The organism is Rhizobium sp. M10 (genome assembly GCF_002531955.1).
Lineage (GTDB): Bacteria > Pseudomonadota > Alphaproteobacteria > Rhizobiales > Rhizobiaceae > Rhizobium > Rhizobium etli_C.
Genome location: NZ_NWTA01000011.1, coordinates 1 through 14,705, shown reverse-complemented (window position 1 = coordinate 14,705; position 14,705 = coordinate 1). Strand labels below are relative to the sequence as shown.

12 protein-coding genes and 1 pseudogene are annotated in these 14,705 nt (G+C 61.5%); 6 read left to right on the top strand and 7 right to left on the bottom strand.

Annotation, left to right across the window (positions count from 1 at the left end; translation table 11 throughout):
* Positions 1–19: 19 nt before the first annotated feature.
* The 3 genes from CO671_RS18670 to CO671_RS18660 all read left to right on the top strand — a co-directional run bounded on the left by CO671_RS18670 (position 20) and on the right by CO671_RS18660 (position 4,579).
* Positions 20–1,906 carry a diguanylate cyclase gene (locus CO671_RS18670; RefSeq protein WP_097607146.1) on the top strand — a complete coding sequence of 629 codons (1,887 nt, stop codon included), beginning with the start codon at positions 20–22 and terminating at the stop codon, positions 1,904–1,906.
* Between the two features lie 106 nt (positions 1,907–2,012).
* Complete coding sequence (locus CO671_RS18665) at positions 2,013–4,307, top strand: FdhF/YdeP family oxidoreductase (protein WP_097607145.1); 2,295 nt, start codon at positions 2,013–2,015, stop codon at positions 4,305–4,307.
* Entirely contained in the window at positions 4,304–4,579 is a 276-nt protein-coding gene (locus CO671_RS18660; RefSeq protein WP_097607144.1) for a hypothetical protein, read from the top strand. The genes CO671_RS18665 and CO671_RS18660 overlap by 4 nt, the downstream gene beginning before the upstream one ends.
* A 54-nt stretch (positions 4,580–4,633) precedes the next feature.
* Here CO671_RS18660 and CO671_RS18655 read toward each other — a convergent pair whose 3' ends face one another.
* From CO671_RS18655 to CO671_RS18615, 7 genes and pseudogenes are all read right to left on the bottom strand, one after another.
* On the bottom strand, positions 4,634–5,632 hold the full coding sequence (locus CO671_RS18655) for an AraC family transcriptional regulator (RefSeq protein ID WP_097607143.1): 999 nt from the start codon (positions 5,630–5,632) through the stop codon (positions 4,634–4,636).
* Between the two features lie 792 nt (positions 5,633–6,424).
* A pseudogene (locus CO671_RS34240) lies at positions 6,425–6,608 on the bottom strand (hypothetical protein); the annotation flags it as partial.
* Positions 6,609–6,735: 127 nt separating this feature from the next.
* On the bottom strand, positions 6,736–7,812 hold the full coding sequence (locus tag CO671_RS18635; RefSeq protein ID WP_097607141.1) for a glycine betaine/L-proline ABC transporter ATP-binding protein: 1,077 nt from the start codon (positions 7,810–7,812) through the stop codon (positions 6,736–6,738).
* The gene (locus CO671_RS18630) at positions 7,805–8,692 is read right to left on the bottom strand and encodes a proline/glycine betaine ABC transporter permease (RefSeq protein ID WP_096764180.1); all 888 of its coding nucleotides are present in this window, start codon (positions 8,690–8,692) and stop codon (positions 7,805–7,807) included. The genes CO671_RS18635 and CO671_RS18630 overlap by 8 nt, the downstream gene beginning before the upstream one ends.
* Positions 8,693–8,787: 95 nt before the next feature.
* The gene (locus CO671_RS18625) at positions 8,788–9,789 is read right to left on the bottom strand and encodes an ABC transporter substrate-binding protein (protein WP_097607140.1); all 1,002 of its coding nucleotides are present in this window, start codon (positions 9,787–9,789) and stop codon (positions 8,788–8,790) included.
* A gap of 68 nt (positions 9,790–9,857) precedes the next feature.
* The gene (locus tag CO671_RS18620; protein WP_097607139.1) at positions 9,858–10,652 is read right to left on the bottom strand and encodes a pyrroline-5-carboxylate reductase dimerization domain-containing protein; all 795 of its coding nucleotides are present in this window, start codon (positions 10,650–10,652) and stop codon (positions 9,858–9,860) included.
* A 13-nt stretch (positions 10,653–10,665) separates the two neighbouring features.
* Positions 10,666–11,295, bottom strand: a complete 630-nt coding sequence (locus tag CO671_RS18615) for a TetR/AcrR family transcriptional regulator (protein WP_010030486.1) — start codon at positions 11,293–11,295, stop codon at positions 10,666–10,668.
* A 145-nt stretch (positions 11,296–11,440) separates the two neighbouring features.
* On the opposite strand from CO671_RS18615, the gene CO671_RS18610 reads away from it, so the two are divergent.
* From CO671_RS18610 to CO671_RS18600, 3 genes are all read left to right on the top strand, one after another.
* The gene (locus CO671_RS18610; RefSeq protein ID WP_097607138.1) at positions 11,441–13,477 is read left to right on the top strand and encodes an NADH:flavin oxidoreductase; all 2,037 of its coding nucleotides are present in this window, start codon (positions 11,441–11,443) and stop codon (positions 13,475–13,477) included.
* A gap of 60 nt (positions 13,478–13,537) precedes the next feature.
* A complete protein-coding gene (locus tag CO671_RS18605; protein WP_097607137.1) occupies positions 13,538–14,143 on the top strand; it encodes a dimethylsulfoniopropionate lyase in 606 nt (201 codons plus the stop codon).
* 93 nt (positions 14,144–14,236) lie between these two features.
* On the top strand, positions 14,237–14,705 hold a 469-nt coding region (locus tag CO671_RS18600; protein WP_141514474.1), incomplete at its 3' end, for an electron transfer flavoprotein subunit beta/FixA family protein.

Sequence of the window (14,705 nt, the reverse complement as noted above, 5' to 3'; positions counted from 1 at the left end):
GGAAGGTGGATCCAGCGCGGTGAACGGCAATTGGACGCAATTCGGTGGCAACCTTTCTTTCGTGTGCCTGGCGATTTCGCTGTGGGCGCTTTTTTCGATCCAGTTTCAGCGCCGTTTCTTCAACCAGGAAAAAATCGCATTCGGGATCGTCGCCGGCGGCGCCTCCATCGGATCGATATTGCTGGCCGTTGAGTTTCATCCGGGCATCTATATCGATCTGCGTTTTTCGCCGCTTGCATTGGCCGGCATGTTCGGCGGGCCGATCGCGGCGGCTTTTGCCGCATCGCTGGCGATGGCCTTTCGATTTGCCGTCGGCGGCACGGCGATGGTCGACGGGATCATCACGATGGCTGTTGCCGCCGGCATCGGCGTGGCCGGTCATTTCTGGACCCGCAAGAGATCTCCGGTGCTCGTGGACGTTGCGCTGCTGAGCCTCGCCCTTGGCGTCGCATTGGTCCTATCCATGGCCATCCTTCCCACTCTAGTGAATGCTCATGTGCTCGCCGGCGTCGGTTTTCCCCTGACCGCGTTGAATTGCCTGGCAACCGTTCTCGGCGGTTTCGTTCTGCTGAAGACACAGCAATGGGAACTCGAACGAAGCATTTTGGTGACGGCATTTTCGCAGTCGCCCGACTATCTCTATGTGAAGGACCGAAACAGCCGGTTCATAACGGTCAATGAAAACATGACCCGGCTTTTCCGCTTCAGGACGACGGCGGAGATGACCGGATTGTCGGATTTCAATCTGATGTCGCGACCGCTCGCCGAGCAACTCTACTATCTCGAGCAGCAGGTCATAGACACCGGAGTGCCGCTGATCGATTCCACCGAATATATCGAAGGCAGATTCCTGCTTGCCTCCAAGGTGCCGCTCCGGGACAGGCAGGGCCGAGTGATCGGCCTTGCAGGCGTGACACGCGATGTGACCGAGCGCACGGCGCTGGAGCGGGAATTGCGCGAAAGCAAGAACCTCTTGTCGCATGCGATGGCCGGCATGTCCGATGGTATCGCCATGTACGACAGCAAGGGTTTTCTTGTCTTTTGCAACGATCAGTACCGCAGCGCCTTTCCGTTGTCTGGTGATGCCCGGGTGGTCGGCGCGCATATCAGCGACATCCTGCGCCGCGTCGTCGAAACCGGCGAGCGGCCAGGCGTGGTGGAGGGTGATCCGGAAGAGTGGATCAAGCTCGCCAGCGCGACGCTGCACAGCAACAAGGACGAAGAGGTGCAGCTTCACAACGGCGACTGGCGCAGCATCCGTACGAGACTTGCCGAAGACGGCACGGCGATGGCTGTCGTCTCGGACATCACGGCGACGAAGCAGGCGGAAATCGCGCTCAGGCTGTCGGCCGAGCAATTGAGGAATCTGGCCGAGACCGACGGGCTGACCGGCATCGTCAATCGCCGCGCCTTCGATGAAAGCTTCGCGCGTGAGACCGCCGGCAGCGCCAGAAAGAACACGCCCTTCAGCCTGCTGATGGTCGATATCGACCGCTTCAAGGCCTATAACGATACCTATGGGCATCCCGCCGGCGACCAATGCCTGCGCGTCGTCAGCAAGTGTCTGCGCCAGTCCGTCAGCCGGCCGGCGGATATCGTCGCGCGCTACGGCGGCGAGGAATTTGTAGTGTTTCTTCCCGATACCAGCGCCAAGGGGGCAATGATCGTCGCCGAGCAATTCGCCCGCCGCCTGACCAAGGAGAATATCCTTCATTCCGGCAGCGAATTCGGGCGGGTCACAGCCAGCATCGGCATATCCTGCGCGACAGGGGCAACGCTGCGGGCCAGCCCGAACCGGCTGCTGGCCGAGGCCGACGCCGCGCTTTATGAGGCCAAGACCCAAGGCCGCAATCGCATCCTGGCACATTCGCGCGAGAATGGGCACGCGCTAAAGGAAACCGGCTAAAGCGCGCCGCTTCGCCGCGCCAATCCGTGCGTTCGATAGGATTTTTCTATCAAGCCATCGCGCGGACGGCCTTGATGTTTGCCGCGCTTCGACAATACAGGGGCGCATGGACACAAAATTTATCGGGAAGAAATCGGCGGCAGCCGGCGGCTGGGGCGCTTTGAAGAGCTGCGGGAAGCAGTTGCTTCAAAGCGGGATGCCGATCTCCGGAGCGCGAACGATGCTGAAGGCGAACCAGCCGGATGGCTTCGACTGCCCCGGCTGCGCCTGGGGCGATCCGGAACACGGATCGTCGTTCGAATTCTGCGAGAACGGCGTGAAGGCCGTCGCCTGGGAAGCGACGGAGAAGCGGGCAACGCCGGCTTTCTTCGCGGAGAAGACGGTATCGCAGCTTCGCCGGTTGTCGGATTACGAGCTTGAGCTCAGCGGCCGCCTCACCCATCCGATGCGCTATGACGCCAGCAGCGACCGTTACCTGCCGGTGGCGTGGAAGGACGCCTTTGCCGAGATCGGCGGTATCCTCAAGGGCCTCGGTGACCCGGATCGGGCGGAATTCTATACGTCCGGCCGGGCCAGCAACGAGGCCGCCTTCCTCTATCAGCTGTTCGTGCGCGTCTACGGCACCAACAATTTTCCCGATTGCTCCAATATGTGTCATGAGGCGAGCGGTATCGCCATGCGCCAGGCAGTCGGGGTCGGCAAGGGCACCGTTCTGCTGGAGGATTTCGAAGAGGCCGACGCGATCTTCGTGATTGGGCAGAACCCGGGCACCAACCATCCGAGGATGCTTGGCGATCTGCGCCGGGCGGCACTTCGCGGCGCGCGCATTGTTGTCCTCAACCCCATTCGCGAGCGTGGTCTCGAGCGCTTCTCCGATCCGCAGGACAAGATCGAAATGCTGCGTGGCGCGTCCACCGATATCGCCAGCCACTATCTCCAGCCGCATCTCGGCGGCGACATGGCCGCGGTTCGCGGGATGGCCAAGGCCGTGCTGGCTGCGGAAGACGCCGCCGTCGCCGCCGGTCTGCCGTCGGTCCTCGACCATGCATTTCTTGCCGAACACTGCGCGGGTTTTGCCGAATACCGGGCAGCGGTGGAGGCGACGAGCTGGGCCGACATCGAAGACCAATCGGGATTGCGCCGAGAGGAGATCGAACGGGCCGCCGATGTCTATATCGCTGCCGAACGGGTCATCTGCACTTGGGCGATGGGCGTGACGCAGCATCTGCATTCGGTGGCGACGATCCGAGAGATTGCCAATTTCATGTTCCTGCGCGGCAATATCGGCCGGCCCGGCGCCGGCCTCTGCCCGGTGCGCGGCCATTCCAACGTGCAGGGCGACCGAACCGTCGGCATCAACGAACAGCCGTCGGACGATTTTCTCGATGCGCTGGGGACGCACTTCCGCTTCACCGTCCCGCGCCAGCACGGCCACAATGTGCTCGGCGCGATCGCGGCGATGCTCGACGGCTCGGCCGAGGCTTTCATCGGGCTTGGCGGTAACTTCGCCCGCGCCACGCCCGACAGCGCACTCGTCGAGAAAGCGCTTCGGCGGCTGAAACTGACGGTGCATATCGCAACCAAGCCGAACCATTCGCATCTGATGCCTGGCGAGACGGCCTTTATCCTGCCGTGCCTCGGACGGACCGAGATGGACCTCAACGCGGCCGGCAATTCCCAGCTCGTCAGCGTCGAGGATTCGATGAGCATGGTGCATGGTTCCGCCGGCATCAATCGTCCGGCCTCACCGCATCTCCTCTCGGAAGTCGCCATCATCGCTGGCATTGCGCAAGCGACGGTCGGCTCTTCCGTAGTCGGCTGGGCGGAACTTGCCGAGGACTACGATCGCATCCGCGATCATATCGAGGCGACCATTCCCGGTTTCGAACACTACAATGCGCGCCTGCGCAAGCCGCGCGGTTTCCACCTGCGCAACGCCGCCGCCCAACGGGAGTGGCAGACGCCCAGCGGCAAAGCGTCATTCGCCTGCCAGGGGCTTCCCGAACAGACGGTGCATCAGCGCGCGCGAAAAGGCGAGGGACGTTTCGCCCTGCAGACGTTCCGCTCGCACGACCAATACAATACCACGGTCTACGGCCTCGACGACCGATACCGCGGCGTCTACGGAGAGCGGCAGGTCATCTTCATTCACCCTGAAGATCTGAAGGCGATCAATGCCGAGGCCGGCGACCGCGTCGATGTGGTCGGCGAGCATGATGACGGCATCGAGCGCGTCGCACTGGATTTCCGCTTCGTGCCCTATGACATTCCGCGGGGCAGCATCGCCGGCTACTATCCCGAGCTGAACGTGCTCGTGCCGCTTGGCAGCGCCGGCGAGGAAAGCGATACGCCGACCTCGAAATCGATCATGGTTTCCTTCCGCCGGCGACATACCGCGTGAGTGAAGAGGCATCCGACGCCGGCCGATTTCTCGCCCTTGTCGCTGCGGCGCAAGACAGGGATGCCGGGCTGACGTCGATACAGGCCGGCCTGCTCGTCGCCGCGGAGCTCGACATAGCATCTGACAGTCGCGCTTTCGCACGCAGTCTGGGGATCGCGCATGCGCTGGTGCTGCGGGAACTCAACGCGCTGGCCGAGCGAGGCGATACGCTTGAGATCGTCAAGCGGGATCCGAGGACGATGCGAGCGTTTTACAGATTGGCCAAGTCCTGAAGCAGTCGGGCAAAACTGTGCAGTGATTTTGCGACGACGACGATGCAGGCCGGCTTATCGACGGTTCACGCGCTTCCTCGTGTCGGAGGGGTATTCCCCATAGGTCGTTTTATAAACCGCGGAAAAGCGGCCGAAATGAAAGAAGCCCCATTTGAGGCAGACGGCCTTCATCGTCTCCTTGCTTTCGGGATCGAGCAGATCCTGGCGCGCCGCGCGCAGGCGAAGCATCAGCAGGTAGGCGGCGGGAGACGTTCCCTTGAAGGCGCGGAAACCGGTTTCGAGCGCCCTGCTCGAGACGCCGGCCGCTTCGGCAACCTTCGGCATGGTGATCGGCTGATCGATGTTGGCCTGCATGAACTCGATCGCTCTGCGCACATGCCTCGGAGCAATCAGGGCCGGCCCCTTGTCGAGGAAATGCGACAGCCGGTGCGGCACCATGCGCACGACCAGATCGGCCAGCGCCTGCGTCATGTGCGCCATGGCGATCGGCGACTGCAGCAAGGGGCCGTCATCGCGCATTCCTGATATGATCGTTTCGGTGAGATTGCCGATCGTCCGGCCAACCGGCGTCGACAGATCCAGTTCCGGCAGCAGGTCGAGCGATCCACTGAACGGCATTTCGAACGTCTGGCCGATTGTCTGGAGGATAACGGGCCAGTTGATCAGCAGTTCGTCGATGACGTTCCCCTGCCCATGCATGAGAACACTATCGGGTTCGAAATTGTTGTAGAGCAGCAATTTCCCTTGCCCGGCCTCGGCCTTGCGCGCGCCATAGGTCACTCCCATGCCGCCGCGACGCGGGACGACGAGCGACAGATACTCCGCCGTGCTGACGGTCGGCTCGATGTTGAACTGGAACTCGGCCTCATGATAGCCGGTCAGCAGGACCGCGCTGTCCGCCACCGAAAAATCCAATCCCCAATGGAAGTCTTTGGCGCGGCCGACAGGCTCGGCATCAAACGCGCCGAATGCACCGCCGAGCGTTTCCACCATGTTGTCGAAGGACGAACCATGGAATCGGAAGGAGAATGGCTTTGCGCTGTTTTCCGTCATGCTGTTCCCGTTATTTCTTCTGACCGAACACGGCACGAGGCATCGCTCGCATGGAGATCGACATGATGTACGTCCCTCTTTCTGGCCGCAGTCGCTGGCATTATCCTTCTCCTCCGCGCCTGGTCAGGGCCTGTTGGATGAAACGATGTGCGAGGCCTGGGCGCATATTAGCGAAAATGAGGGCTCAGCGCAGCACGTCGCGGCGCAGCGGCCAGGCTTCAACCGGATGCGGGCGTCGAAAGCTGTCCGGCCAGGCGAATTCGAGTCGAGAGCGAACCTGGCAGACGCCGGAAAAGCGAAGATTTCGAATGTTTTGTCGATAATGCCCATGGGGTCGGACTTTCCTGGCCGGTCGGCAGGAACTGACAGAGCCGGCAGCACTTGGCAACCCTTGGCGCTGCTGCTTTTGATGGTTATCCGATGATGAAACGATTAGCCAGCTTGCATGGGCGGCGTGCTTTAATGCGCCATGCGAAAGTCGCCTGCCGAAGGTTCTAAAGTGGACCGCTCGAGATAGCCTTCGGCAGGCTGACAGGCAGTTGGCATACGCACGGGATGGGGTGCGTATGGATGCAGCCCCTCCCATCATTTGGGGTGATCGATGGAGGGGTTTGGCTTTCAGACCGTAGACCATCATGGCCCCGATCACGGTTACTTTAGTGTTCCGCTGCCATGGAGCAATTGTCGCGCGTCGATATTGTCGGTCGATCGGCTTTTCGCGACGCAGTCTGGACTGGTCCTGCGCAAAATGTATAGGTCGGCGCTCCGCTCTCCCGTCTTCGCCGCTGCGCATCAGAGCTCCAATGCGACTCGCCGGCCCTCGTAGAAGGCATAGGGTGCCGCGCGGTGCGGCGCAGTCGCCGATCTCCATGGCATCGATACCCTGCGAGCGCAATTCCTGGCCCAGCCAATCGGCCGCGCCGTTGGTGGTGGCGAGCACCAGGCTGTCGCCTTCCTCGAAGAAACGCTCAAAGGTAACGGACGAACATGCGGAAAAGTTTCGACATCGTGATCGCTCAGACAACCGGCTTGCCGGTTGAGTGGCACGGCGAGGCACCGAAACTCGGTGTCGCCGTCCAAACCGAAAGAGGCCGCGCGGAGCGTCAGAGCGCGACCGAAAGGGTATTGTCGCGTCGGGCAGCAACCTCCTGCGAGTTCACCATTGCGCCGGCGAGCTGGCGGAAGGTGACGAGCCCCAGGGTTTCCCCCGATGGCGACACCACCCTGGCATCGTCGTCCGGCGTGGCGGCCAGCATGCGGACGGCTTCTTCGACCGTTGTGCCCGAGACGATCGTCAATCCGCCGGGTGCGGCGGAATGCAGCGGCGTCATGACGGCTTCGACATGGACGACCCGTCCCCGGTTCACTTCCTTGACGAAGTTGGCGATGTATTCGTCGGCCGGGCGCAGCACGATGTCCTGGCTGGTGCCCTGCTGGATGACTTCGCCGTCGCGCAGGATGGCGATCTGGTCGCCGAGGCGCAGCGCCTCGTCGAGATCGTGGGTGATGAAGACGATGGTCTTCTTGATTTCCTTTTGGATGTCGAGAAGCACCGTCTGCATATCGGTACGGATCAGCGGGTCGAGGGCCGAATAGGCCTCGTCCATCAGAAGCACCGGCGCATCGTTGGCCAGCGCCCGCGCCAGGCCGACACGCTGCTGCATGCCGCCGGAAAGCTGGTTGGGATAGCGCTGCTCGAAGCCTTTGAGCCCGACCCGCTCCAGCCAGCGCATGGCGATGTCGATGGCTTTGGCCCGCTCCATGCCCTGCACTTCGAGGCCAAAGATGGTGTTGTCGAGGACGTTGCGGTGCGGCAGAAGCGCAAACTTCTGGAACACCATCGCCGTCTGCTGCCGGCGGAACGTCCGCAATTCGGTCTCGTTCATCTTCACGACGTCGACGCCGTCGACCAGCACTTCGCCGGAGGTCGGGTCGATCAGCCGGTTGATATGGCGGATCAGCGTCGATTTGCCCGATCCCGAAAGGCCCATGACGACCTGGATGCAGCCGGAGGGGATCTCGATATTGATATCCCGCAGGCCGAGCACGTGGCCGTATTTCTGGTTGAGCTCGGTCTTCGTCAGGCCTTTCTGCACCGCCTCGACATGGGCGGCGGGGTTGGGGCCGAAGATCTTGTAGAGGTGGCGGATCTTGATGCCGCCGAAATGCTGCTCAGCCATGGACGGTCTCCCGATGCTTCTGGAGCCTTTTGCCATATGCCTGGCTGACCCGGTCGAAGATGATGGCGATGCCGACGATGGCAAGGCCGTTGAAAATGCCCAGCGTGAAGTACTGGTTGGCGATCGCTTTCAGCACCGGCTGGCCAAGGCCCTGGACGCCGATCATCGAGGCGATGACCACCATGGCGAGTGCCATCATGATCGTCTGGTTGATGCCGGCCATGATGGTCGGCAGCGCCAGCGGCAGTTGCACCTTGAACAGCTTCTGCGACCGCGAGGTGCCGAAGGCGTCGGCAGCTTCGAGCACGTCCTTGTCGACGAGCCGGATGCCGAGATCGGTCAGGCGGATCATCGGCGGGATGGCGTAGATGACGACGGCGATCAGGCCGGGCACCTTGCCGATGCCGAGCAGCATGACGACCGGAATGAGGTAGACGAAGCTCGGCATGGTCTGCATGACGTCGAGGATCGGGTTGACGATGCGCTGCAGCCGGTCGGAGCGGGCCATCAGGATGCCCATCGGAATGCCGATGGCGATGGAAAGAACCGTGCAGACGAAGATCATCGAGACCGTCCGCATCGTGTCGTCCCACATGTCGAAATAGCCGATCAGCATCAGCGTCACCAGACAGCCGGCGACAATCTTCAGGCTGCGGCTGGCAAACCAGGCGATGGCCAGGATGATCGCGGTGATGATCGGCCACGGCGTCTGCGTCATGAAGCGCTCGGCGGCGATGAGGAAATGCTGCAGCGGCACGAACAGGCTTTCGATGCCGTCGCCATAGCTGCGGGTAAATCCGCGAAAGCCGTCATCGATCGCCTTCTTCAGATTGCGAAGCGCGTCATCGTTCATGTGCGGGAATTTGTAAAACCATTCCATCTCGGTTCCCCTTTCGTCAAACAGCCGTGGCAGTCTTTTTGATTTTGTCGGCGCGTGAGAAGCGGTGCGCTTTTCGCGCACCGCAATTTTTGGTTTTAGAGAGCAGCTTCGATCTTCGCGGCTGCCTCCGGCGAGACCCACTTGGTCCAGATGTCCTTGTTTTCTTTCAGGAAGTGCTTGGCACCGTCTTCGCCGGTCGCCTGGTTGTCGGTCATCCACGACATCAGCTTGTTGACCGTGTCGTTGCTCCAGGAGCGCTTCTTCAGATAATCCATGACCTCGGGGCCGACCTTTTCAGAAAAGGGCTTTGCGACGAGGGTCACGACGTGATCGACGGGCCAGGCCGCCGGCTTCGGATCGGGGCAATCGGCAACAGTGATGCAGCGCTTCCATTCGGCGGCATCCTCCGGCACACCGGCTTCGAGCTTGACCATCTGATACTTGCCGAGCAGCGCGGTCGGCGCCCAGTAGTAACCGACCCAGCCTTCCTTGCGTTCGTAGGCCTTGGCGATCGAACCGTCGAGGCCGGCAGCAGAACCGGTGTCGACGAGCGTGAAGCCCGCCTTCTCGGCTCCGAACGCCTTGTAGAGCTGCGAGGTGACGACCGTGCCGCCCCAGCCCTGCGGGCCGTTGACGATGGCGCCCTTCTTCGGGTCCTCCGGATCAGGGAAGAGTTCCGGATGCTTCAGCACGTCGCCGATGGTCTTGACGTCGGGATGGGCGTCGGCGACATATTTCGGAATCCACCAGCCCTGCACGCCGCCGTCCGGCAGCGGCGAGCCGACCTGCACGATGCGGCCTTCTTCCGTGCCCTTCTTGACGACATCCGGCAGCAGATCGATCCAGGCTTCAGGAGCGATATCTGGCTGGCCCTTTTCTGCCATGGAGGTGATCGTCGGGACGGTGTCGCCGACGGTGATGTCGGCGCTGCAGCCATAACCTTCGTTCAGGATGAACTTGTCCAGGTTGGAGAGAACTTCGGCGCTCTGCCAGTTCATGCTGGCGATGGTGACGCTGCCGCATTCGGCAGCGCTGACAAAAGACGCGCCGCCGAGCAGGCCGAGCGTCAAACATGTCGATGCAAGTAGTTTCTTCATTCTCGTTCCCTCTATTTAGCGGCTGATCTAGCCAGGTGGGGTGCCGCAGTACCCACCCTCAACGGTCGTCAGGAAGCGTCTCCCATACTCACCGATTTCTTGAATGCTGCCGATAGTCCATCTGCCACCGCAGCGTCGAACCCGGCGTCGCGCATGCCTTCGATGGCTGCCGCGGTGGTGCCGCGATAGTCGAGAAAGGCCGCAACGGTATCGTCAGGAGATTCGTCGCGACGTTCCAGAAGGTGGCCGGCGCCGACCAGCACCGTATTGACGGCGCGCCGCGCAATCTCCGCCGAAAGGCCATGGGCGACAGCGTCGCTCATCATGGCAGCAGCGAGCAGTGCCGGAAATGCCGGACCGGATCCGGAAAGACCCGTGAGGTAGTCGATGTCGCTTTCGCTTGCGACTTCGTCCTGTGACCCGCAAGCCTCGAAAATGGCGCCGACAAGGGCCCGGTCATCTGCGGTGACACCGCTCGCGCCGATCCAGGGCGTATAGGATCTGGCCACTTCGGCGGCGGCGTTCGGCAGCGCGCGGACGACGCGACCGGTGTTATGGCGCTCTGAGAGGGCGTCCAGTCGGATGCCCGCCATGACTGAGACCACCAGTTTGCCGCCGGCATCGACCTTCAGGCCATGCCAGTCACCGGGGCGAACGGAGAGAATGATCACGTCGGAGCGGTCGGCAAGCGCCTGATTATCCGAAGTCCAGGAGGAGTTCGGGAAGCGGCGCGGCTGCTCGCCGCGATAGGAGAGGCAAAGATTTCGAGAATCGACCAGGCCGGCATCAATGATCGAGCCGGCGAGTGCCCCGCCAAGCCAGCCGCCGCCACCGATTATGCCGATCCTCAAGGAAACGCTCATCTCCGGCCTTCCTCTAACTGGGCCTATAGCCGTGCCGAGAGAAGAAGCGGTCAAGCTCTCTCTGCTGCGGCACTTCGCCCGTGTAGATCGCAATATACTCCGGAATCCGTTTCATGCGGACGGCGATATCCTCCCTCGACTGCATGGAGATGTACCCGATCTGCACGAGGTATGTTGTTCGCGCTCTGACATCTGATGTCGTTTCTGGTAACCCGAACCGCATAAACATGCGCTTCAGCGCCTCGAGCCGGATCTGGTCGGCCTGCTGAACCTCGGCCAAGAGCTCGTCCGACTGCAGCGCCCAGCTGCGGATGGCGAACTCGAATTTCGCGTCGAAGAGATCGGTGTTGAGCCAGCAATCGAAGACGTTGAGCATCGCCTCGGCCAGCGATTCCGCATAAGCCTCGGACTGCTTGATGATGTTGCCGGTGTTTTTGTCGCGCCACCGCGCCACCAACGCGCTCAACAATTCCTCCCGATCCTTGAAGAACCAGTAGAAGCTCGTCCGCGACAGATTGAGCTTCTTCGCCAGCGGCAGAATTTTCACCGAGTCGACGCCCGATTCGAGCAGGGAGTGGTAAGCTGCTTCCAGCCATCCCTCCTGCGATCCGCGCCAGCCAGTGTCATTCAAAGCCTGATCCATGAATTATCTCCTATCAAATTACGAGGCGGCGCACAAGAAAAATGTACATATGTGTCGAAAATAACGACCCATGTGTTTTCTGCGTTGACACATATGTACATTGCGCTTAGCGTTCCCCTGTCGTTTTTAATCGGAACCACGGCCCATGTCGAATGATCCACTCCTTCAGCCTTACCAGCTCAAGCATCTGAAGCTGCGCAACCGTATCATCGTGACGTCTCACGAGCCGGCCTATCCGGAAGACGGTATGCCGAAGGAAAAGTATCGCGCCTATACGGTGGAGCGGGCAAAGGGCGGCGTGGCCTTGACGATGACGGCGGGTTCGGCGGCCGTCTCCAAGGACAGTCCGCCGGTCTTCAACAACCTGCTCGCCTATAAGGACGAGATCGTGCCCTGGATCAGGGAGATGACCGATGCGGTGCACGAGGAGGGGGCGGCGATCATGATCCAGCTCACCCATCTCGGCCGGCGCACGCGCTGGGACAAGGGCGACTGGCTGCCGGTCGTGGCGCCGTCGCATCATCGCGAGGCCTCCCATCGCGCCTTCCCGAAGAAGATGGAAGACTGGGACATCGAGCGTATCATCAAGGATTTCGCCGATGCGGCCGAGCGCATGAAGGCGGGCGGCATGGACGGTGTCGAACTCGAGGCCTACGGCCACCTGATCGACCAGTTCGTGTCTCCGCTCACCAATGAGCTCGATGGCCCCTATGGCGGTTCGCTCGACAACCGTCTGCGCTTCTGTTTCGACGTATTCAAGGCGATCCGGAAAAGGGTGGGCGACGATTTCATTCTCGGCCTACGCTATACTGCCGACGAATGTCTTCCCGGCGGCACGGGCAAGGCCGAAGGCATCGAAATCTCCAAGCGACTGAAGGAAAGCGGCCTCATCGATTACCTGAACGTGATCCGTGGCCACATCGATACCGACGCCGGTCTGACAGACGTGATCCCGATCCAGGGAATGGCGAATTCCCCGCACCTCGATTTCGCCGGCGAAATTCGCGCCGCGACCGATTTTCCGACCTTTCATGCGGCGAAAATCCCGGATGTCGCCACGGCCCGCCATGCGATCGCGGCCGGCAAGGTCGACATGGTCGGCATGACCCGCGCCCACATGACCGACCCGCACATCGTTCGCAAGATCATCGAAAAGCGGGAAGAGGAAATTCGGCCCTGCGTCGGCGCCAATTACTGTCTCGACCGCATCTACCAGGGCGGAGCCGCCTACTGCATCCACAATGCCGCCACCGGCCGCGAGCTGACCATGCCGCATATCCTGGCCAAGGCCGATGTGAAGAAAAAGGTCGTTATCGTCGGCGCCGGTCCGGCCGGTCTTGAGGCGGCGCGGGTCGCCGGGGAGCGCGGCCACAAGGTGGTCGTTTTCGAGGCGGCGAACAATCCCGGCGGCCAGATCCGCCTCACGGCGCAGAGCGAACGCCGCAGGGAGATGATCAGCATCATCGACTGGCGCATGAGCCAGTGCGAGAAATACGACGTGACCTTCCACTTCAACACCTGGGCGGAAGCCGACACGATCGAAGCCGAAAACCCTGATGTCGTCATTATCGCGACCGGCGGCCTGCCGCATACCGAAGTTCTTTCGAGAGGCAATGAGTTGGTGGTCTCCTCATGGGACATCATCTCCGGCGACGTGAAGCCCGGCACCAACGTCCTGATTTTCGACGATGCCGGCGACCATGCCGGCCTTCAGGCGGCGGAATTTCTCGCCAAGGCGGGCGCCAAGGTCGAGATCATGACGCCCGACCGGTCCTTCGCACCGGAGGTTATGGCGATGAACCTCGTGCCCTATATGCGCTCCCTTCAGAAGCATGACGTGACCTTCACCGTCACCTATCGCCTGGAGGCGGTCGAGAAGAGCGGCAATCAACTCGTCGCCCATGTCGGCAGCGATTACGGCGGGATTGCCAAGCAGAGCAGCTACGATCAGATCATCGTCAATCACGGGACCATTCCGCTCGATGAGCTCTATTTCGAACTGAAGCCCAATTCGAGCAACTTCGGCGAGATGTCGCACGACCAGCTTCTGGCCGGCGAACCGCAGTCGGTCGTTCGCAATCCCGAGGGCAAATTCCAGCTGTTCCGGATCGGCGACGCTGTCGCTGCGCGCAACACGCATGCCGCGGTCTATGACGGCCTGCGTCTCGCGAAAGATATATGATTGCAGGAGAGGCCACTGGCTGGCCGGGCTAAAATCGTCCTGTTCTAGGGAGGGGATGGCATGAGTTTACGCGGGGAGAGCCTGCAGCTTTTCCTGGACGCAGCGTCTCAGGCTTTCCAGAGGTTTGCGACGGCCCCGGAAGCCCGGCGCTCGATCCGGCAGTTTCTCGCAAGGCTGGAGCAGCCGGGGGCCAGACGGGCGGGGGACGGGAGCCGGTTGCCGGTCTGCGCTCACCTTGATGTGGCACTCGCGATTGATACCTCCTATGATCCTTCGCTGGGGCGATTGGTCGAGGTGTTCAAAGGCATCGAGCCAATGCTTGAATGGCGTCGGCGCACCAAGTATGACCACTCCGCCAGCGACAATTTTGCCGATGGGCATGCCAATGCGATGATCATCGGCCCCGGCGGATTGGAGGAGCGGAGCGACCTGTGGCTCGGAGTGACGTTGATGGCGCCGCATGTGCGCTATCCGGATCATGATCATGCGCCGGAGGAGGTCTATCTCGTGCTTTCCGAGGGGGAGTTCAAGCAGGGGGAGGGGAACTGGTTTTCGCCTGGCATCGGCGGATCGTTCTATAATATCCCAGGGATCAAACACGCCATGAGGTCGGTCGACACACCGCTCTTTGCCTTCTGGGCATTGCTTTCTGATCGGCCGCACTAGCGCAAGGCATAGGTCTCGCGGTGTCCTTAGCTTGTCTGGCAAGACGCCGGCGCTGTAAGGGCCCAACATTCGGAATAACAAAGGGGATTGCAAATGAAGATTCTCGTGCCCGTCAAACGGGTTGTCGACTACAACGTGAAGATCCGTGTGAAGCCGGATGGTTCGGGTGTCGAGCTTGCCAATGTGAAGATGTCGATGAACCCGTTCGACGAGATCTCGGTGGAAGAGGCGCTGCGGCTGAAGGAAGCCGGCAAGGCCGAAGAAGTGGTGGTGGTGTCGATCGGCCCGGCCAAGGCCGAGGAGACGCTGCGCACGGCGCTGGCCATGGGTGCCGACCGGGCGATCCTCATCGAGACCGACGATCAAGTCGAGCCGCTCGCTGTCGCCAAGATCCTCAAAGCGGTCGCCGATGCCGAACAGCCGGGGCTGATCATCACGGGCAAGCAGGCGATCGACGACGATTCCAACCAGACCGGCCAGATGCTGGCGGCGCTGCTGGGTTCGGCCCAGGCGACCTTCGCCTCGAAGATCGAGATCGGCGACGGCAAGGCTGAGGTCACCC